Origin of the sequence: Clostridioides sp. ES-S-0049-02 (genome assembly GCF_020658465.1) — a bacterium.
Lineage (GTDB): Bacteria > Bacillota > Clostridia > Peptostreptococcales > Peptostreptococcaceae > Clostridioides.
Window position 1 is genome coordinate 438154 of record NZ_JACVWG010000003.1, and the last position, 20785, is coordinate 458938.

Annotated in this window: 18 protein-coding genes and 1 pseudogene; 17 read left to right on the forward strand and 2 right to left on the reverse strand. The window is 26.5% G+C overall.

Features of this window, described 5'->3' with window-relative positions:
• The first annotated feature begins 62 nt into the window (after positions 1-62).
• The 7 genes from IC213_RS10815 to proC all read left to right on the forward strand — a co-directional run bounded on the left by IC213_RS10815 (position 63) and on the right by proC (position 8636).
• A complete protein-coding gene (locus IC213_RS10815; protein WP_227432855.1) occupies positions 63-1028 on the forward strand; it encodes a methionine ABC transporter ATP-binding protein in 966 nt (321 codons plus the stop codon).
• The gene (locus IC213_RS10820; protein ID WP_227432857.1) at positions 1021-1677 is read left to right on the forward strand and encodes a methionine ABC transporter permease; all 657 of its coding nucleotides are present in this window, start codon (positions 1021-1023) and stop codon (positions 1675-1677) included. The genes IC213_RS10815 and IC213_RS10820 overlap by 8 nt, the downstream gene beginning before the upstream one ends.
• 37 nt (positions 1678-1714) lie before the next feature.
• Positions 1715-2506 carry a MetQ/NlpA family ABC transporter substrate-binding protein gene (locus IC213_RS10825; protein ID WP_227432859.1) on the forward strand — a complete coding sequence of 264 codons (792 nt, stop codon included), beginning with the start codon at positions 1715-1717 and terminating at the stop codon, positions 2504-2506.
• 148 nt (positions 2507-2654) lie between these two features.
• Positions 2655-5393 (forward strand): PAS domain-containing sensor histidine kinase, encoded by a 2739-nt coding sequence (locus IC213_RS10830; protein WP_227863072.1) that lies wholly within the window; start codon positions 2655-2657, stop codon positions 5391-5393.
• 114 nt (positions 5394-5507) lie between these two features.
• Positions 5508-6116, forward strand: a complete 609-nt coding sequence (locus tag IC213_RS10835) for a DNA-3-methyladenine glycosylase (RefSeq protein ID WP_227823727.1) — start codon at positions 5508-5510, stop codon at positions 6114-6116.
• Between the two features lie 1089 nt (positions 6117-7205).
• Positions 7206-7796, forward strand: coding sequence for a helix-turn-helix domain-containing protein (locus tag IC213_RS10840; protein WP_413840640.1), 591 nt, complete (start codon positions 7206-7208; stop codon positions 7794-7796).
• A gap of 36 nt (positions 7797-7832) precedes the next feature.
• A complete protein-coding gene (gene proC / locus IC213_RS10845) occupies positions 7833-8636 on the forward strand; it encodes a pyrroline-5-carboxylate reductase (RefSeq protein WP_227432864.1) in 804 nt (267 codons plus the stop codon).
• Positions 8637-8715: 79 nt separating this feature from the next.
• Here proC and IC213_RS10850 read toward each other — a convergent pair whose 3' ends face one another.
• Entirely contained in the window at positions 8716-9906 is a 1191-nt protein-coding gene (locus IC213_RS10850) for a DUF1002 domain-containing protein (RefSeq protein WP_227482326.1), read from the reverse strand.
• 267 nt (positions 9907-10173) lie between these two features.
• On the opposite strand from IC213_RS10850, the gene IC213_RS10855 reads away from it, so the two are divergent.
• The 7 genes from IC213_RS10855 to IC213_RS10885 all read left to right on the forward strand — a co-directional run bounded on the left by IC213_RS10855 (position 10174) and on the right by IC213_RS10885 (position 16988).
• Positions 10174-10650, forward strand: coding sequence for a type I restriction enzyme HsdR N-terminal domain-containing protein (locus tag IC213_RS10855; protein WP_227432867.1), 477 nt, complete (start codon positions 10174-10176; stop codon positions 10648-10650).
• 290 nt (positions 10651-10940) lie between these two features.
• Positions 10941-11825: an RNA polymerase sigma factor RpoD/SigA gene (locus IC213_RS10860; RefSeq protein WP_227823728.1), complete on the forward strand. Its 885-nt coding sequence runs from the start codon at positions 10941-10943 to the stop codon at positions 11823-11825.
• Positions 11826-12521: 696 nt separating this feature from the next.
• Positions 12522-14066 carry a murein biosynthesis integral membrane protein MurJ gene (gene murJ / locus IC213_RS10865; protein WP_227823729.1) on the forward strand — a complete coding sequence of 515 codons (1545 nt, stop codon included), beginning with the start codon at positions 12522-12524 and terminating at the stop codon, positions 14064-14066.
• 35 nt (positions 14067-14101) lie between these two features.
• Positions 14102-14761 (forward strand): deoxyribose-phosphate aldolase, encoded by a 660-nt coding sequence (gene deoC / locus IC213_RS10870; protein WP_227482328.1) that lies wholly within the window; start codon positions 14102-14104, stop codon positions 14759-14761.
• 187 nt (positions 14762-14948) lie between these two features.
• Positions 14949-15317: a GntR family transcriptional regulator gene (locus IC213_RS10875; RefSeq protein WP_227432872.1), complete on the forward strand. Its 369-nt coding sequence runs from the start codon at positions 14949-14951 to the stop codon at positions 15315-15317.
• A 3-nt stretch (positions 15318-15320) separates the two neighbouring features.
• Complete coding sequence (locus IC213_RS10880; protein ID WP_227823730.1) at positions 15321-16196, forward strand: ATP-binding cassette domain-containing protein; 876 nt, start codon at positions 15321-15323, stop codon at positions 16194-16196.
• A complete protein-coding gene (locus IC213_RS10885; RefSeq protein ID WP_227823731.1) occupies positions 16197-16988 on the forward strand; it encodes an ABC transporter permease in 792 nt (263 codons plus the stop codon).
• A 177-nt stretch (positions 16989-17165) separates the two neighbouring features.
• Here the strand turns inward: IC213_RS10885 and IC213_RS10890 are convergent, their stop codons facing one another.
• Positions 17166-18491 (reverse strand): MATE family efflux transporter, encoded by a 1326-nt coding sequence (locus IC213_RS10890; RefSeq protein WP_227823732.1) that lies wholly within the window; start codon positions 18489-18491, stop codon positions 17166-17168.
• A gap of 421 nt (positions 18492-18912) precedes the next feature.
• Between IC213_RS10890 and IC213_RS10895 the strand changes: the two genes are divergently transcribed.
• The 3 genes and pseudogenes from IC213_RS10895 to IC213_RS10905 all read left to right on the forward strand — a co-directional run.
• Positions 18913-19497: a TlpA family protein disulfide reductase gene (locus IC213_RS10895; RefSeq protein ID WP_227823733.1), complete on the forward strand. Its 585-nt coding sequence runs from the start codon at positions 18913-18915 to the stop codon at positions 19495-19497.
• Positions 19490-19639: a CD1871A family CXXC motif-containing protein gene (locus tag IC213_RS10900; protein ID WP_227432878.1), complete on the forward strand. Its 150-nt coding sequence runs from the start codon at positions 19490-19492 to the stop codon at positions 19637-19639. Before IC213_RS10895 ends, IC213_RS10900 begins: the two co-directional genes overlap by 8 nt.
• A 10-nt stretch (positions 19640-19649) precedes the next feature.
• Positions 19650-20501, forward strand: a pseudogene (locus tag IC213_RS10905) (4Fe-4S binding protein); the annotation flags it as partial.
• Positions 20502-20785: the final 284 nt, after the last annotated feature.

The following is a 20785-nucleotide window of genomic DNA, read 5'->3' on the forward strand; positions in this document are numbered from 1 at the left end:
TTTAAAATACATAAATAAAAATAAACATACAAATTGAGCAGAATATGTGGGGAGGAAATTTTATGATTAGCATAAAAAATGTTAATAAGTATTATGGAAAGACTCAAGTACTTAAAGATGTAAGTATTGAGATAGAATCTGGAGAAATTTTTGGAATAATAGGTCATAGTGGTGCTGGAAAATCAACACTACTTAGATGTATAAATGGGCTAGAAGAATATCAAGAAGGTAGTGTGCTTGTATCTAATAAGGAAGTAAAGTCATTAAATGAAAAGCAAATGAGGGATTTAAGAAAAGAGTTAGGTATGATTTTTCAACACTTTTCATTACTTGAAAGAAAAACAGTGTTTGATAATGTAGCATTACCTTTAGAGTGCTTTGGATATACAAAGGCAGAAATAAAAAAAAGAGTTTTAGAGTTACTAGAAGTGGTTGGTATATCTGAAAAGAAAAATGATAAACCAAGAAACTTAAGTGGTGGTCAAAAACAGAGAGTTGCAATTGCTAGGGCTTTAGCACTAAACCCACAAGTACTTCTTTGTGATGAAGCAACTTCAGCACTAGACCCAAATACTACAAAATCAATTCTTTCATTACTTGAAGATATAAACAAAAACCTAGGAATAACAATAATAGTTGTAACTCACCAAATGGAAGTTATAAAACAAATTTGTGGAAGAGTGGCAATAATGGAAAATGGAGAGGTATTAGAAATAGGAGATACAGAAGAAATTTTCTTGAGAAATACTAAAGGACTTAGAAAATTAATAGGTGAAGAAAGTATAATTTTACCAAAAGGAACAAATATAAAAATACTATTCCCTAAAGACATTTCTAATGAAGCTATTATTACAACAATGGCAAGAGAGTTAAACATAGATGTATCTATAATATTTGGGAAATTAGAACAATTTAAAGAAGATATTTTAGGTTCACTTATTATAAATGTTTCAGATAAAAGTGGAGATAAAGTAAAACAGTATCTTACAGATAAGGACATAAGATGGGAGGAAATGATAAATGAATAGTCTAATTGATTTTTTAACAACACTATTTCCAAATGCATTACTACAAACTTTATATATGGTCATAGTACCAACTGTAGTGGCAACAATATTAGGATTTATACTAGCAATTATATTAGTGGTGACAAAACCAGATGGATTAAAACCAAATAGTACGATTAATAGTGCACTAGGATTTATAGTAAACATATTTAGAAGTTTCCCATTTATGATACTTATAGTTGCAATGATTCCAATAACAAGATTAATTGTTGGAACAAGTATAGGAGAAACTGCTGCAATAGTACCAATAACTATTGGTGCAGCACCATTTATCGCTAGGATTATAGAAAGTTCATTAAACGAAGTTGATAAGGGACTAATAGAGGCTGCCAAATCTTTTGGAGCTACAAAAAAACAAATAGTATTTAAAGTTATGATAAAAGAAGCAATGCCTTCAATAGTATCTGGAATTACATTATCAGTAATTTCTATACTTGGTTATACAGCTATGGCAGGTGCAGTAGGAGCTGGTGGACTAGGTAATATAGCTCTTATTTACGGATACCAAAGATTTGACACAGCAGTAATGGTTTATACAGTAATAGCACTTGTAATACTAGTTCAAATAATACAAGGTTTAGGAAATCTAGCTTATAAGAAACTAAAATAATTTAATCAATAAAACATTTTTAAAGGGGGAGTAAAAAATGAAATTAAAAAAATTATTATCAGTAGCATTAGTGTCAGCAATAGCAATATCAGCAGTAGGATGTTCAAACAAAGAGGATAAAAAAATATTAGTAGGGGCATCATCAAATCCACATGCAAAAATATTGGAAGTTGCAAAACCTTTATTAAAAGAAAAAGGATATGATTTAGAAGTAAAGATATTTGATGATTATGTGCTTCCAAATACAGCTTTAGATGAGGGTTCTTTGGATGCTAACTTCTTTCAACATATTCCATTTTTAGAGGAGACCGTGAAGGAAAAGGAATATAAACTTACTTATACATCTAAAGTTCATATAGAGCCAATGGGATTCTATTCAGAAAAAGTTAAATCATTAGATGAAGTAAAAGATGGAGCAGTTATAGCTGTACCAAATGATGCGACTAATGGAGCTAGAGCACTTAAATTATTAGCAAAGCATAAATTAATAGAAGTAAAGGATGGCGAACTTATAACTAAAAAAGATATAACTAAAAATCCTAAAAATATACAAATAAAAGAAATGAATGCAGAACAATTACCAACAGTATTAAAAGATGTTGATGGAGCAGTAATAAATTCTAACTATGCTTTAACAGCGAATTTAAATCCTACTAAAGATGCAATAGTAATAGAATCAAGCGATTCTCCATATGTAAATATAATTGCTTGTAGAGAAGATAATAAAGATAGCGATAAGATTAAAGCTTTATCAGAGGCTATGAATAGTAAAGAAGTTAAAAAGTTTATACAAGATGAATATAAAGGAAGTATAGTTCCAGCTTTTTAAATTAAATATACAAAATCTATAAAATGAGTAAAATTTTAAAAACTTTACTCATTTTTTTTTATAACTAGAAAGTGACAAATTTTTTGGGAGAATTGTGGTAACATATTTATAGATAAAACTATATAAAAATGAAGAAGTGGTGGAGAATATGGAATCTAAAGGAACTTTAAGGAAGAATAAGGGCTATATATTGGCTAATGGGTTATTTTTAATTATTGCACTTTTGAATATAAATTTGTATACAGTTTCCATAAATATGTATAGAATAATTTTACTTTGGATATTTGGATATTCTATAGTTTATATAACTAGTTTTGAAAAAGATGAATTTATAAACATACTAAAATTAGGATGCCTTGTATTAGTTTTTGTGGGGATTTTAGGCATAGCAGAATTAGAGATTCAAAAATTCCAAGTTATGATACTCAATTTAAGTATAATTAATATATCTACATTTATATACTTAACAATTTCTAAAATAAAAAAGCTGAGAATAAGTCATTTGTTGATTTTCAACAGTACTTTTGTAATAGTAGATTATCTTCTAAGAAGTATTTTTAATAACTTTTATTTGAATATGATTATTATGGCAATTAATGTTGTCATGTCTTTGTTCAATTTATTGTTTGTATTAAACAAAACTAATAGTGAAACTGAACATTATAGCTTAATAAAAAATTTATCATACTTTGCTTTATTTGCAACTATTATAGGTTTTATAACAACTTGTCAAATTAGTATAGTAGATACAGATAGATTAATAGGAGTAGTGTATTTATTGTTATGTAATTATACTTACTATGTGTATGTATACAGTCTAATTAATAGAGTGGTATATCCATATTATGAATTAAATTCAATAAATAAGAAATTAAGTAAAAAGTCAGAACAATTAAGTAAGATAAATCTAGCAATAGAAAAGGACATGACTATACAGAAAACATTAAAAAATTACATAGATGAAAGAAAAGAGTTATTAAGACAAGCACTTGATACTATACCAAGTGTATGGATAATAACAGATTATGATTTTAATATAAGTTATACAAATAATGCATTTAAAGATGAATTTTCAAAGGATATGAAAAACTTTTATCACATATTAAATTTTATAAAGGAAGATGAGCATGTAGCTGAAAAGCTAAAGAAATTTGATACGGATATAAGTATAATTGATAAACAAGTAGAGTTGAATAATAAAATATATTTGTTAAGTTTAAGTAATAATGAAGAAGAAAGTAATTATTTAATAAGCTTAAATAATATTACAAATGAAATAAAAATGGATAAAGAGATAAGGGCTATAAATAAAGATTATGAAAATATAATATTAAATATACCATCTCCTATACTTGTAAGAAGTGCAGAAGGTGGTATAAAGAAGAATAAAGTAATAAGCATAAATAAAAAATATGAAAAGAGTTTTAAATGTACACCAAAAGAGCTAGTTAATATGACATTAGAAAAATATTTTGAAACCTTTAACATAGATTTTTTTGATAATAGAGAGTTTAAAAGATTAAATCTAACAAAAGAAAAGAAAGCTGAAATAGTAAGTTATAATGATACGGCAAATTGTATAATTAATTTTGTAATGTCTGATTCAGAGGGCGAAGAACATGTTGAAGAAGTGAGAGTTGGAGATTATTGGTCAAATAATAAATTATTTAAGTTACTTACATTTAGAGATATAACTAAAGAAATAAATATACTTAGAACAGTAAATGAACAAAAAATAATATATGAAAAATTATTAGATGCTATACCAGAGGCTATTTTTCTTGAAGATTTAAGTACATCAAGAGTACTCTATACGAATAGAGCTTTTAGAGAATTATTTGGAATATCAAGTGATGTACTAGGCGTAACAACACAAAAATATAGAAATATCTTAGTAAAAAAATACATAAACAATTTAAATATAGGTGAAAGAGAAAAAAGTATTCATATAGTAAATGAAAACAATCATATTAAAGAAGTAAAGATGATATCAAGAACCTTATACTTTGGGCAGAAGAGAAGTAGAGTGAGAATAATTAAAGATTTAAGTGTACAAAGAGAGTCTGAGAGACTTAAAAAAGCATTAATAAAACAAAGACAGTATGACCAGATGAAGATGGAGTTCTATGCTAATATATCTCATGAACTTAAGACCCCTTTAAATAATATCTATAGTTCAGTTCAGCTTATCGAGAATCTTTATAAAAAAGGAAAGATAATTGACTGTCAAGATATATTAAGAGAACACATAAAAATAACTAAACAAAACATGTTTAGATTATTAAGATTAATAGATAATATAATAAATATTTCTCAAGTTAAATCAGAAATATATAAGATTAAAGCGGTTAACTTTGATATTATCGATATAACAGAAAGAATAGTTACATCCATTAGCAGTTATGCAAAATCTAAGGGAATAGACTTAGTTTTTGATACAAATGAAGAAACCATGAGAGTAGGACTTGACCCAGAATCTATAGAGAGGATAATATTGAATATATTATCAAATGCTATAAAGTTTACTTTAGAAGGTGGAGAAATACTTGTAGGAATATATAAAGAGGGTGAAAATGTAGAAATACTTATAAAAGATACTGGAATAGGTATAGAAAAGGAGAAATTAAACGACATATTTAATAGATTTAAACAAATTGAAAATAGTGGTATATCAAACGAATTCGGCAGTGGAATAGGATTGTGTCTTGCAAAATCGTTAATTGAAATTCAAAATGGAGAAATTTATATAGATAGTAAATTAGGAGAAGGAACAAAGGTAAAAATAATATTCCCAATTAAAGAAGTAGTTGAAGAAGTCTATGATAAATCAAATTACAACGATAATATTGAAAAATTCGAGATAGAATTTTTTGATATATATAAGTAGTAAATATTGAAATCCATTATTTTATATATTAATATACAATTAAAAGCAGACTAATTTTACTTATGATTTTAGCTGTATTTAACTGACTATAAATAAACTTTATGAGGTGAAATTTTGGAAAAGGATTTTTTTAGGAAAAATGGAATTGATTTAGCTAAATCTATATTAGGTAAATATTTAATAAGAAAATATGAAAATAAAACAATTGTTACCAAGATAGTAGAGACAGAGGCATACATGGGTATAAATGACAAAGGCGCACATGTATATGGTGATAAAAGAACTGAGAGAACTAAGCCTCTCTATTTAGATGGTGGACATATATATGTTTATTTAATTTATGGTATGTACAATTGTCTAAATCTATCAGCAAATACAGAAAATGTACCAGAGTGTGTGTTAATAAGAGGTGTCGAACCAATAACTTCTTTAAATGAGATATCTGTAAATAGATATAATAAACTGTATGATAATTTGAGTAAGTATCAAATAAAAAATATTACTAATGGACCAGGAAAACTTTGTAAGGCTTTAAAAGTAGATAGAAGCTTAAATAGTAAGAGTATAATGGGTGAAGAATTGTATATAAGTGACTTTTATTATGATAATGAAGGAAAAAAAGTATTTAGTGAAGATAAATTGGATATAAAAACTAGTAAACGTATAAATATAGACTATGCAGAAGAAGCAAAAGACTTTTTATGGCGTTTTTATATAGAATAGGTACTGATATCAATAAGATATATATTTATAAAAATTATTTTTTATAAATATATATCTTATTTTTTATAGAATTTTTATTTTAGTATAAATAAATTTATAAAGCAGGAGATGTATTTTCAGTAGATTTTTATAATTATTTTCAATTGTTTTGTTTATACAAACAAAGATATATTTCAACAAAATAAGTATGATAATATTATACTATAAAATAAATGAATATTAACTTTTGGACGCATTTTATTAAGAATAGTCGTGTTTATATATAAAGTTAGTTTATTTTATATTAAACAGATTATTTATTACAACAAATAATTATTTATAAAAAATAGAAAAATTTTGACAAAAAAAGAAAGTATCTTTAGAATAGAGATATATTTAAAATCGTATGATTGAGGTTATAAGGTGATTTCATATGGTTTATTATGAAAATTATTGTTAGACAGAAAATTTAAAAATGGAATTTAAAAAGATGATAAATATTTTGATAACGATTGTTAAATTAGGAAATAACAAGTCTGTATCTGTATAAATATTAGAAAAATATGTATAGTTTTAGACTGTAAAATATAAGATATTGTAGAAATAAAAAAAGGCATTGAATAGATACTATTAAATTGTAAAATTATGTTATAATTATTGTAAAGGATGTAAAAATCTGTAGAAATAGCAATGTAATAAGCTTAATTTTTAATAGTTAAATTCAAATAAACTATATAATGCAATGTACATAAATTAAAGATAGTAATCTGATAAAAATTATACTAATAAGATTTATATATTATGAACTATATAAACAATAAAGTAAATTATAGGAATAACTTAAGTTTTATAATATAGTTTTATAATATAAAAAAAGTCATTATAATCAGATATATTAAAAAATAGAAAAATGATTAATAAATTTTATTAAATTAGGTAGAGAGATATATATAATAAATTATAAATAATGATAAATGTGTAGACAAAAGAAAGTGAATAAATTATATTTATACTAATAAAGTTTTTTTGAGGTGAAATATTATAGATATAATAGCCTATATTTATATTCTTATATTTATATTATGAAAAAATTAAAATTATTTAGGGGTGATGGTTTTGAATAAGGACATAGGAGCAAAAATAAAGCAACTTAGAACTCAAAAACAAATGACACTGAAAGATATGAGTGAGAAAACAAACTTATCAATTGGATTTTTGTCACAGCTTGAAAGAGGATTAACAAGTGTGGCAACAGATTCATTAGGTAAAATAGCAAATGTATTGGATGTAGATTTAACTTACTTTTTTATGAAACCAAAGGAGCATAAGAGACCTGTATTAAGAAGTTATGAAAAAGAAGTTTTTGATGTAGAAAATTCAACATTTATACATTATCATTTATCATCTAATTTAAAAGAAAAAACTATGTTACCAAGATTAATTGAAATTCTTCCAAGTAAAAGTAGTGAAGAAATTTGTTGCTATGTACATAGTGGTGAAGAATTTGTATATGTTTTAGAGGGCACTCTTACAGTGTTTTTGGGTGACGAGCAAATTGAAATGTATCCAGGTGATACAATACACTATAATAGTGAAAAGAACAATCACAATTGGGTTAACTATACTAATAAGATGGTAAGAATTTTAGTGGTAAGTATACCAAATCCATTTGAAAATTCTGATACAGTTAAAGAAGCTTAAAGTTTAGTTATTACTTATTTAAGGAGGAGTATTACAGTGAAAAGAATTGGATTTATAGGTGCAGGGAATATGGCCAGTGCTATGATAGGTGGTATAGTAAATTCAAAATTAGTTGAACCTAATATGGTAACAGCATCAGCATATACTCAAGGAACTCTTGATAGAATACATGCAAATTTTGGTATAAATACTACAAAAGATTCAAAAGAGGTTACTAGAAATTCTGATATAGTAATTGTAGCTGTTAAGCCAGACATATATGATGATATTTTAGAAGAGATAAAAGATTTTGTAGATGATAGTAAGATTATAGTTACAATAGCAGCAGGAAAATCTATAAAAGATATAGAGGCAATTATAGGTGAAAATAAAAAAATAGTTAGAACTATGCCTAATACTCCTGCACTTGTAAATGAGGCTATGTCTTCAATATCTATAAATAAAAATATAAAAGATGAAGATTTAGAAGCAGTGGTAGAAGTATTTAGTTCTTTTGGAAACACTGAAGTCGTACCAGAATATCTTATAGAAGCAGTGATTGGAGCGAGTGGTTCTGCACCAGCCTATGTGTTTTTGTTTATAGAAGCTATTGCAGATGCAGCAGTAATTGCAGGAATGCCAAGACAACAAGCATATAAATTTGCAGCACAAGCAGTTATGGGTTCTGCAAAAATGGTACTTGAAACAGGAAAACATCCTGGTGAACTAAAAGATATGGTATGCTCACCTGGAGGGACTACTATAGAAGCAGTTAAAGTCCTTGAAGAGGAAGGTTTTAGAGCCTCTGTTATAAAAGCTATATGTGCATGTATAGAAAAATCTCAAAAAATGAGCAAGTAATAAGAATTTATTTGAGATAAAAAGAATTGCCTTTTATAGAAAATTTCTATATTAGGCAATTCTTTTATTTACTTAATTTTTAAAATAAACCTGAAAGCCAATTCTTTATTTTTTCAAAGAAACCAACTGAGTCATTAGTATTGGATTGATTTTCAGAATTATTAGTTGTGTTATTTTCACTTGATTGAGTGTTATCATTATTCTCGCTATTATTTTCTGAGTTATCCGTATTATTAGAGTTAGTACTATCTTCTGAGTTATCTGTATTATTAGAGTTAGTATTATCTTGTGGATTTATTTGAACACCTTCTGTAGAGTTTATCACAGCATTTGAGCCAAGAGACTCATCATTAGTGTTATTTAAGATTCCCAAATCTTTTTTATCTCCTCCTGAGAATAAACCAGAGAACCAATCTCCTATTCCACTAAACCATCCACCTATAGTATCTAGTATTCCAGAACCTTTAACACTATCACCTAATTTTTTTAGTTGTTCATTTACATTGTCTGATACATTATCCAATGTATTTTTCATATTATTGTAATCATAATCTTGGTCAGCTATTTTTTTCATTACACCTTGAATTTGTTCTTTTTGTTCTGGTGTAATAGTAATATTGTAATTGTTTACAACATTATTTATCGTATTAGCTATTTGATTAGTATCCTTTGTACCATTTTTTACAATTTCTGTTTTGATATCATTCATCACACCAGTTGCTTTTTCTTGACCTATATCATCTCCTAAATCACCTGTAACCACTAACTCTTCAGAAGCAATTTCCTTTTTTGTTTCGTCAAGTTTTTTTCCTGATGCATCTTCAAATGCTTTCATAATTCCTGTCAATGCACCAGTACCACTTACAGGATATGGAGCAGCAGCAATAACATTTGCATTTTCAAGACCAGCTGTTGTAAGTGTTGAAGCAATCATTGAGCTAGTTACCCAAGTTAAATTTGCTGTTTTAACATTAATTCCATTGCCATTTGTTGTAGGCTCAACATAAGAGCAAGAAATAGTAACTTTACCAAGTTGGCTCTCTGTTGCAACACCTTGTAAATATTGTCTTTCTTCTGCATTTGTTACATCTAAAACTAAGACTTGGTCTTTTTTAACTCCAAAATAATTAAGCATTTGTTGTTTTTGAGATTCTGATAAGTTAGCTCCAAGTGTAACAACATTTGTTCCATCTGCATAAGCAAGGTTTAAACTTCCAAACACAAGCATAGTAGATATAATAATAGAGCTAATTTGTTTTTTAAACTTCATAATAATCCTCCTAGATTTAACATACATTACATTTTCAATATACATTTTTATCAATATACTGAATAAAAATATGTGCTACATTTCTATTATACTAAATATAAACTATTTTTTAAATCAATGCGATTACAAGTTTGTAATAAAAAAGGTAATATAAGGTAAATAATAAAAAAATAATTTTTATAAGAGATTGAAAAAACAATTAATGTAGTATACTATAATATAGAAATGATTATGATAATGTTATAGAATCGGAAGGAGAAAAAATAAATGTCAAAAGAATTAGTAAAAGACAGAGTAATAAAATATTTAATAGAAGATTTATTGGTACCTCAGGACATGATTGATACAAATGTTGAATTAGCAGAATTTGAAGAAGGTGCAGAGGGAACTTTAGATATTATTGTAAATGTTAAAGATGATGAGGATTATTACGCTCCAGTAATGATAGTGCAGTGTTTAGATGAAGATGTAGAATTAGAAGGGGAAGTTTTACAAAAACAAATAGAATTTTTAGAAGAAGTAGATAACATAACTATGTCAGGTAGATTGGTTTTAACTAATGGTGATGCTATGATGTATGCTGATTGGAGAGGCGAAGAATATGATACTGAGGCAGCACTTCCAACTTATGATATAATGGTAAAAGAGTTTAATGAGATGGAACAACAAGTTAAAGATTCAGAAGAAGAACATCATCATCACGATGAAAATTGTGGATGTGGATGCAATCATCATGAAAAGTAAATAACAAGCATATATATTAAAAAAGACTGTTTAATCAACAGTCTTTTTTTAGACATATATCAATCTAAAAACTTAGGATATAACAATATATAATAAAATAAATTATATATATAAGGAGGATATTAGGGTTAGAGGTAGAATAATATTATAGGTATAGTTTTTATAACTTTGTATACATAATATACAAAACAACTTATTTGAAGAAGGGGATATTATGTAGTTGTAGATTATGTAGTTTTAAATTATTTATTTTTGTTTTAGCAAATTCTATGAATAGAAGGGGTTTGATTATGGATACTAAAAAAGAAAATAATTATGAAAATTATATTTGTGTGGGTTCATCAAATGTATCAAATGCGATGAAAATGTATTTAAAGGAAATTGAGGAATACAAAATGTTGTCAGCAGGAGAAGAGGTAGAGCTGGCAAAGGAAATAATCAACTCATCTTCAGTAGCAAAGGAAAAGTTTATAAATTCAAATTATAGGTTGGTAGTGAGCATAGCAAAAAGATATAAAAGAGATAGTATTGATATGCTAGACTTAATTCAAGCGGGAAATATAGGACTCATAAAAGCAGTAGAGAAGTACGATTATAAAAAAGGATACAAATTTAGCACTTATGCTACATGGTGGATAAAACAAAGCATAACAAGATATATTGATGATTGCGAAAATACTATTAGAATACCTATACATCTTCACCAAAGAATAAATTTTGTAAAGAAAAAGAAACAAGAACTTTTAAATGTATTATTAAGAGAACCAACTGTAGATGAGATTGCAGATGCTTGTGGTCTTGAGGTTGAGAAAGTATTGGAATTATTAAAACGAGATAAAAATGTTGTATCTTTGGATACACCATTAAAAGAAGATGAAGATAGTAGTTTAGTTGAATTTATACCATCAGATGCTGATTTTAAAGATGTTGTAATGCATGAAGTGGAACAACATAATTTAAAAGAAAAAATAGAAGAATTACTTACAGGTCTTGGAGAACAAGAACAGCAGGTTTTGAGAATGAGATTTGGCATTGATGATGATGCCCCTAAGACATTAGAGCAAATTGGAAAGGTGTTTGGAGTTACTAGAGAAAGAATAAGACAAATAGAAGCTAAAGCAATAAGAAAATTAAGACATCCAAGTAAATTAAAACAATTAAAGCATTTTTATTAATATTTATAAAGCGAATATAAAAGAAAGTAGGAGAAAGATTCTCCTACTTTTGTTTTTTCTTTTGTCATACTTACACATAATCAATAATGGTTTTTCAATAGGAAAATATGAGATTAATAAAATAAAAATTACCTTTACATTACTTTAACTTGCAGAAAAGTTGAGCTTTTATTAGCTTATTGACGACTATTAATAATCATATTGATGTACTTTATTTAAAATGCACTTATATATCTCTGTTAAGTATTCTTCATTGAGGAGAATACTTTTTTGGATTTTCTTTAAATAAATAGTTATTTAGTAAAAGTGATTAAAATTTTTCAAAATAGATAAAATATGTTAAAATATAACTTAAAAATGATTATATATTTTCCTTATGTTGAGATTATTAAGTTATAAGAAATGAATAAAATGAAATTTAAAGATATTGCTAATATAAGTGTTTTGTTTTACCTAGATTAGAAAATAATAACTCCATTTCTGTGAATTCAATTAAATTTATTCTATTAGATTTAAATTGCGATTATAGAAAATGTTGTATAAATAAAAAACATAAAAAATAATGTTATTTATGATATATTAAAGAATAAACAACTACTATTATCTTCAGAAAATGTAGGAATAATAGATTAAATTATATATAATAGGCTAGCTTTTACTGAACTAAAAGAAGTGTGTTAGAAGTGGAGTGATGAAATGAGCAAAGTGGCTAAAGCAACTTTTTATTTGATGATAGTTACTGTAATATCTAAGATTCTTGGCATGGGTAGAGAATTAGTTTTATCATCAATTTATGGAACAGGTTTGTATACAGAAAGTTATTTGACAGCTATGAATATACCAAATATTATATTTGCAGCAATAGGAACTGCTATAGTTACTACTTTTATACCAATGTATCAAGACATAAGTAGTAAACAAGGTGAAAAACAAGCAGTAAAATTTTTAAACAATGTCTTAAATATAATAGTTGGTATATGCATAATTGTAGCTATACTGGGTGTGATTTTTTCAAAACAACTTGTGAGTATATTTGCTATAGGATTTGAAGGCGAGAGATTTGAGCTTACTGTAAAATTTACTAAAGTACTTATAACAGGAATAATATTTATAGGTATTACTAGTGTTATGTCAGCATTTTTACAAATAAAAGAAAATTTTATCATAGTTGGATTTGGTAGTATACCCTATAATATAGTAATAATTATTTCAATAATGATAAGTACCGTGTTTGGACCATATGTACTTCCAGTTGGTGCGGTAGTTGCTATGATAGTTCAGCTACTTTTTTACATGTTTTTTGTTAAAAAAACAGATTACAAATATTCATTTTACTTAGACTTTAAAGATGATAGTCTTATAAAATTGCTGGTATTACTTTCACCAGTGTTTATAGGTGTTGCTGTTAATCAAGTAAACTCATTAGTTGATACAACTTTAGCATCTACATTAGTTAAAGGTAGTATACCAGCACTTACTTATGCAGATAGGTTAAATGGTTTTGTTACAGGGACATTTACAGCCTCAATAGTGTCTGTTATGTACCCAATGCTGTCAAAATTAAGTGCAGAGAATAATCAAAAAAAATTTACTAGTTCAGTTAAATCTAGTGTCAATATGATAATAATTTCTATGATTCCTATTTCAGTTGGGTCTATTGTTTTTGCAAATCCAGTTGTTAGAATTATATTTGAAAGAGGAGCTTTTGATGCTAGAGCAACTCAAATGACAGCAACTGCTTTAGTTTTCTATGCAGTTGGAATGACTGCATTTGGACTTAGAGATATATTAGGTAAAGTTTTTTATTCATTACAAGATACAAAAACACCTATGGTAAATGGTATTATATCTGTTTGTGTAAATATAGTGCTAGATTTAATTTTAATAAAACCTATGGCTCATGGTGGTCTTGCTCTTGCAACTAGTTCATCATCAATTGCATGTATATTGTTACTTTTCATAAATTTAAGAAGGAAAGTAGGTTATTTTGGACAAGATAAGATAATAAAAGCAACCTTAAAATCATTAGTAGCATCAGTTATTATGGGAATTTTATCATATTTTACGTATAAATTTATATTTGGACTTTTAGGCGTAGGTACACTTAACGAGTTAGTATCATTAACCATTTCAGTAATAGTTGGAGGTGGAATTTATACATTACTAATGACCATTTTTAAAGTTGAAGAAGTTGATATGATATTAAATATTGCAAAAAGAAAGTTACACTTAAAAAACTAGTTTAACTATATTAATTATATATTTAGGAGGATTTTATGAAACACATATTAAAAACAGTAGACCATACTATTTTAAAGGCTACAACGACATGGGAAGATATTAAGATTTTATGTGATGAGGCTATAAACATGAATGTAGCATCAGTTTGTATACCACCATCATATGTAAAAAGAGCAGTAGAATATTTAAATAGTAAAATAAAGGTATGCACAGTAATAGGATTTCCCCTAGGATATCAAACTACTGCAACGAAGGTATTTGAAGCTGAAGATGCAATTAAAAATGGAGCAGATGAAGTTGATATGGTTGTAAATATTTCAGATATTAAAAATGGGGACTATGAGAAGATAGAAAATGAGATAAAAGAAATAAAAGCAATTATTGGAGATAAAATATTAAAAGTTATTATAGAAACATGTTATTTAGAGGAATATGAAAAAGTAAAGATGTGTGAGATAGTAACAGTGTCTGGTGCAGATTTTATAAAGACATCTACTGGAATGGGAACAGGTGGAGCTACTTTAGAAGATATAAAGCTTATGAAAGAGCATGTTGGAGAAACTGTTAAGATAAAGGCTGCTGGAGGTGTTAAATCGATTTCTGATGCAGAAAAATTTATAGAGGCAGGTGCTGAAAGATTAGGTACTAGTTCAATATGTAAAATATTAAAAAATGAAGACATAACAGGTTATTAAAACTATTAATTAATGGATAAAACAATGACAACTAGATATTAGTTTAATTATAAATTTATAGAATAAAAGGCAGAGGGAAATTTCCCTCTGTTTTTTTTATTTAATCTTGACAGAGAAAACTTTATAATATATTATAGTCTTATAGTTAGTTACTTAAGTAATTAACTAACTTAGGAAGGAGGAACCTATGAAATTAATATTAAATAATGAAGAACCCATATTTATTCAGATAGCACGAGCAATTGAAGATGAAATACTATCAGATGGAATAAAAGAAGAAGAGCAGGTTCCATCAACAACTGAACTTTCAAAGCTTTATAAAATTAATCCTGCTACAGTCTTGAAAGGAATAAATACATTAGTTGATAAGAATATTTTATACAAGAAGAGAGGGATAGGAATGTTTGTATCAGAGGGGGCAAGAAGTATAATAAAAGAAGTTAGGAAAGAAAACTTTAAAAATAATTTTATAAAAAATCTACTTCAAGAAGCAGATAAATTAGAGATAAACAGAGAAGAATTAGTTGATATTATAATAAATTTTAAGGGGGAGTAATGTATGAGTAACTCTATCAGGATAAAAAATTTGTCTCATAGCTTCAAAAAACAAAAGATTTTTGATAACATGTCTCTGAATTTTGAAGAAAATAAAATATATGGTTTATTAGGAAAAAATGGTGCTGGGAAAACTACATTATTGAATATAATAGTAAATCAATTAATTCAAAGTGAAGGAGATATAGAAATTTCAGGAAAAAATATAAAAGAAGATTTAAAAGTATTGGAAGATATTTGTATTGTAAGAGAAAAAGAATTTTATAATTCAGACTTTAAAGTAGGTCAAATATTCGAGTTTTCTTCTAGCTTCTATAAAAATTATGATAAGGCATTAGAAGAAAAACTATGTAAATATTTTGATTTAAATATAAAGAAAAAGTATAGAAAATTGTCTAGGGGAATGAAGACTATACTTTCAAATATAATAGGAATTTGTTCCAATTCAGCCATCACTATATTTGATGAACCAACAATTGGTCTAGATGCAGTAAACAGGCAAGAATTTTATAATGTAATCTTAGATAATTATATAAAAAATCCAAGAACGATAATAATATCAACTCATTTAATTGATGAAATAGATGATTTATTAGAGCATGTAATAATATTAAATGAAGGTAAGATTATTATAGATGAAGATATTGATACTATAAAACAAAAAGCTCATTATATTACTGGAAGCAGAGAAGAAGTAGAAAAGTTAGAAGCAATAATAAATGTAAAGCCTAAGAAATCATTTGGAAATACAGTTGCCTACTTTTACTATGGTGACTTTAGTAAAAACGATGAAAATATAATTGAAAATTCAAATATAGATGTAGGATACATAGGATTACAAGATATGTTTGTAAGTATGACTAAAAAGGAGGTTTTGTAATTGAATGAATTAAGACCATATATGAAATTTTTTAATAAAAATACAAAACTATATATAATTTTATTTTTGGTAATGGGTGCTTTTTTAAATGTTTTACCACTTATTATTGTAACTTTTGCTAATTTGCCTAAACAAGACTTATCATCTTTCACAACGACACTTTTAAACTATATAAGTATACTAATATTTGTATATGGAATATCCATAGTAAATAAAGATTTTTCAGGGGCTTTAAGTATAAGGGCAGATAGAAAGAATTGTATAAAAGCTATTATACTAACCTTAATTATTTTGTCCTTTGTTCTTTCTATTATAAGTATAGTTTTAATATTTTTATCAAAGTTATCTATGGAGTTTATAACTGGTTATAAGGTGGATATATTATCTTTACTGAAACAAGATTTACTTTGGATCTCTATACCCACAATAATAGAATCATCAACAGCAAATATGCCACTAGCTTACTTAAATTATTTTATAAATTTATGTATTAGTGAAATATGTATAGGTTTGATAGGCGCTTTATTGGGTGCTTTTACTTATAGGGTTAGAAAAGCTACTAGCTTTACTCTATTGATAGGACTACCAATATTGATATTAATTTATGTAGTTAATTTTGCAATTAAACATATGCAAAAAATGATTACATATTTAGATAAAATTATTATTTTATTTGAAAATACTTCTATTTTATTAGGGTTAAAAGTAGGAACTATATTTGTTTGTGTAGCCTTAATAATATTACTACTTAGAAGAGCTCCAATTAAGGATTATGCAAATGATTTATTATAGTTAAAATATAAATTACCTTAAAAGTAGATTTAAATATTAATAGTAAAAAGCCCTTAAAAACCATTTGTTTTGGATTTTAAGGGCTTTAATTTCATTGCAAATATAAAGTTTCTAAAGAGAAATTTAAATACGGTCACTTTAAGCTAGCTTTACTAATTTTAACAAATATATATTTTACTAATACTTATATTTACTCTTATATTTTTTTATAAACAATATAGATATAAATATAGTTATAATTTCAGCAAATGGAACAGTAAGCCATAATCCATTTAGATGCAATATAGGAGGAAGAATTACAATTCCTATAATTACAAAAACAAAGGCACGACTAAAAGATATAATAGCTGAAATTTTTCCGTTGTGAAATGCTGTGAAAAATCCTGATGCAAATATATTTATACCAACAAATAAAAAAGCAAAAGCAAATATTTTTAGACCTTGTAAAGCTAAACCAAATACTCCATTATCAGGATTTACAAAAACCCTAACAATAAGTGGTGCAAAAACTAAAGCTACAATAAAAACTAAAATAGAAGAAACAAATATAAATTTTAAAGAATGCTTAAATGTTTCTTTTAACTTATCACTATTTTCAGCACCAAAATTATAACTTATCAATGGTGATACTCCAGCAGCAAAACCTAGATAAACCGATGTCATCAAAAAGTGAGCATAAAGTACTATAGTAAGAGCTGCAAGTCCAGTTTCTCCAGCTAATCTTAAAGCAACTATATTAAATAAGAATGTTGTAATTCCTGTAGATAATTCTGTAACCATTTCAGAAGAACCATTTATCATTGTATCTCTTATAAGTCTAAAATCAGTTTTTGGTTTTTTTAATTTTAATGTAGATTTACTTGATAAGAAGTAGGCTATACCTAAAATACAAGTTAAAATGATACCTATAGCAGTTGCAACCGCAGCACCTAGAAGACCCATTCCAAAATATTTAATAAACACATAATCTAATATTATATTTGTTACACCTCCAATTACTGATAGAAATAAACTAAGTTTAGAGTTTCCATCAGTTCTTGTAAAATATTCAAATATAAATTTTAAAATATAAAAAGGTGTACATAAAATCATAACCTTACCATAAGTTATACAATAAGGTAGTAGTTTATCTGTTGCTCCAAGTAAAATAGATATTTCTTTGACAAAAAAATACGAGATTACTGTGAATAAAATTCCAATAATCAATGAAAATAAAACTATAAAAGAAAATGTAGAATTGGCTTCATCTTGTCTATTTCCCCCCATACGTATAGAAACTATAGCTCCTCCACCAGTTGCCATCATTATTCCAAAACCACAAACAAGGTTGATTATGGGTAGTACAATATTTATACTAGCAAGAGCATCTGAGCCAACTAATGTTGACACAAATATACCATCTATTATTGTGTATAAAGATATAAATACCATGGATATAATTGCAGGAGAAACAAATTTTAGAAATTCAAAAGTAGTGAATTTTCTTGTAAATAAATTTTCCATAAATTTTACCTCCTTTTATTACTCTCTATATATAATAAGGTATATAGTAACTATATAGTCAAGAAAAACTTTGTTAATATTATAAATGGCTTTAAATCAATAATAACTTATGTTTCGTAGGATTTATAGAATAGCGATTAATGAACTTTTATTGAAAGAATAACTATACTCTATTGAAAAAGATAATTATATCTTAAGAAAATCTTTAGAAATATAGGTATATAATCTTAAGTTTTACAGCTTATCATATATATAAGATTTTGTTTGATAAGAAGTATATTTTAGTAACTATATATATTCAATATAGTTTTCCTTAGGTTGGCTATTATTTATTAAATATAATAACTATAGTATAGAGAATAGGTTACTTTTATTTCAATCAACAATTTTATATATTATATAGATATTAGGAGTGTGAAGTATGAAAAGGTTTTTTGTATTAGTTTTGGGATGTGTTTTTGCTTTAGGTATACTTTCTGGTTGTAGTAAAAAAGAGTCTAAGCCTATAGACACAAGCGAAAAGAATAGTGAATGGTTTTTTAATCTAGAAACCAAAGATGTAGATGGAAATAAGGTAACAAAGGAGGTGTTTTCAAGTAAAGACCTTACTCTTATTAATGTTTGGACTACCTGGTGTGGTCCATGTGTAGGTGAGATGCCAGAACTTGAAGCTTTATCAAAAGAATATGCAAGTAATAATTCAAATGTAGCTATAAAGGGATTAGTTGTAGAAGTGGATGGAGCTGATATGAAAACTGGTCTTTCGGATGAAGAGAGAGACTTAGTTAAAGATATTATGAAAAAATCAAATGCTACCTATCAACAATTAACAGTATCTGAAGGTTTGAAAAAGACTGATTTTAAAAGAATTATAGAGTTTCCAACAACTTATTTTGTAGACAAGAACGGGAAATTTGTAGGTGACAAAGTTGCAGGTGCAAATAGCAAAGAAGAATGGAAAAAAATTATAGATGAAAGATTAAAGATGGTAAAAAGTAATGAGTAACTTTATTAAAGAAAATAAAAAAGGTATTTCTATTATTGTAATTGGTATTTCATTTATTGTATTGGGCATATATCGTGGAGAAGCAAATATAGTATTAACTAAAGCAATTATGATTTGCCTTGAATGTATTGGTATTGGTTAGGAGAGCAATCATGAAGTTATTATCAAAAATAAACAATAATATAAGAATTATTACTCAGATTGCATTTACAGCATTAACAAATGGATATATAAATGGTTTTTTGCAAGGGACTATTTATGGTGGAGAAAGTAAAAACTTGTGTGTACCTGGATTAAATTGCTATTCTTGTCCAGGGGCACTAGGTGCATGTCCAATGGGTTCACTACAAGCCGTTTTATCAAGTAGGGATTATAAATTTTCATTTTATGTTGTAGGATTTTTAATGGCATTTGGAGCTTTTTTTGGACGCTTTGTTTGTGGATGGCTTTGTCCTTTTGGACTTATTCAAGATTTATTATATAAAATACCATTTCCATTAAAAGTAAAAAAAGTTTATGGTGACAAATATTTAAAATATCTAAAATACATAGTTTTAATAGTTTTTATAATTATTTTACCAATTACTATTGTAAATGTAGCAGGTGGTGGTAATCCTTGGTTTTGCAAGTGGATTTGTCCTTCAGGTACATTATTAGGTGGGGTACCTCTTATTTTAGAAAATGAAAGTTTAAAAGAATCCATAGGATTCTTATTTAGCTGGAAATTAAGTATTTTGATATTGATTTTATTAGTGTCAATAATGATTTATAGACCATTTTGTAGGTACTTATGTCCTTTAGGTGCAATTTATAGTTTCTTTAATCCTATTTCAATATATAGATTTAAAATTGATAAAGATAAATGTACAAATTGTACAGTATGTCAGTCAAAATGTAAGCTTGATATTCCAATATATGAAGATGTAAATAGTTTAGAATGTATTAGATGTGGTGATTGTATAAAAGTGTGCCCTAAAAATGCAATTACTGTAACTTTTTCAAAAAATATAAAGAATAAATCAATATTTAAAAAAAATGTAAGGGGAAATAATTTAATGAAGAAGATTACTATATGTATTATGATGTTTGCAATCTCAGTATTAGTATTAACTGGGTGTAATAATGACAATAAAATAAAAAGTGAAGTAGATAATATGTTTAATGCAATAAAGACTCAAGATTCTGATAAAGTAGATAAATATTTTCCAGAATCAGGGTTAGGTAGTTTTATCTATAGTGACAAAGAAGGATTTAAAATGTATTCTAAAAATATGTCTTGGAAAATCGA

What these genes read in the sequence shown, in the direction of transcription:
- IC213_RS10815 (WP_227432855.1), top strand. Translation starts at nt 63, where the DNA reads ATGATTAGCATAAAAAATGTTAATAAGTATTATGGAAAGACTCAAGTA.
- IC213_RS10820 (WP_227432857.1), top strand. Translation starts at nt 1,021, where the DNA reads ATGAATAGTCTAATTGATTTTTTAACAACACTATTTCCAAATGCATTA.
- IC213_RS10825 (WP_227432859.1), top strand. Translation starts at nt 1,715, where the DNA reads ATGAAATTAAAAAAATTATTATCAGTAGCATTAGTGTCAGCAATAGCA.
- IC213_RS10830 (WP_227863072.1), top strand. Translation starts at nt 2,655, where the DNA reads ATGGAATCTAAAGGAACTTTAAGGAAGAATAAGGGCTATATATTGGCT.
- IC213_RS10840 (WP_413840640.1), top strand. Translation starts at nt 7,206, where the DNA reads ATGGTTTTGAATAAGGACATAGGAGCAAAAATAAAGCAACTTAGAACT.
- IC213_RS10850 (WP_227482326.1), bottom strand. Translation starts at nt 9,906, where the DNA reads ATGAAGTTTAAAAAACAAATTAGCTCTATTATTATATCTACTATGCTT.
- IC213_RS10855 (WP_227432867.1), top strand. Translation starts at nt 10,174, where the DNA reads ATGTCAAAAGAATTAGTAAAAGACAGAGTAATAAAATATTTAATAGAA.
- IC213_RS10860 (WP_227823728.1), top strand. Translation starts at nt 10,941, where the DNA reads ATGGATACTAAAAAAGAAAATAATTATGAAAATTATATTTGTGTGGGT.
- murJ (WP_227823729.1), top strand. Translation starts at nt 12,522, where the DNA reads ATGAGCAAAGTGGCTAAAGCAACTTTTTATTTGATGATAGTTACTGTA.
- deoC (WP_227482328.1), top strand. Translation starts at nt 14,102, where the DNA reads ATGAAACACATATTAAAAACAGTAGACCATACTATTTTAAAGGCTACA.
- IC213_RS10875 (WP_227432872.1), top strand. Translation starts at nt 14,949, where the DNA reads ATGAAATTAATATTAAATAATGAAGAACCCATATTTATTCAGATAGCA.
- IC213_RS10880 (WP_227823730.1), top strand. Translation starts at nt 15,321, where the DNA reads ATGAGTAACTCTATCAGGATAAAAAATTTGTCTCATAGCTTCAAAAAA.
- IC213_RS10890 (WP_227823732.1), bottom strand. Translation starts at nt 18,491, where the DNA reads ATGGAAAATTTATTTACAAGAAAATTCACTACTTTTGAATTTCTAAAA.
- IC213_RS10895 (WP_227823733.1), top strand. Translation starts at nt 18,913, where the DNA reads ATGAAAAGGTTTTTTGTATTAGTTTTGGGATGTGTTTTTGCTTTAGGT.
- IC213_RS10900 (WP_227432878.1), top strand. Translation starts at nt 19,490, where the DNA reads ATGAGTAACTTTATTAAAGAAAATAAAAAAGGTATTTCTATTATTGTA.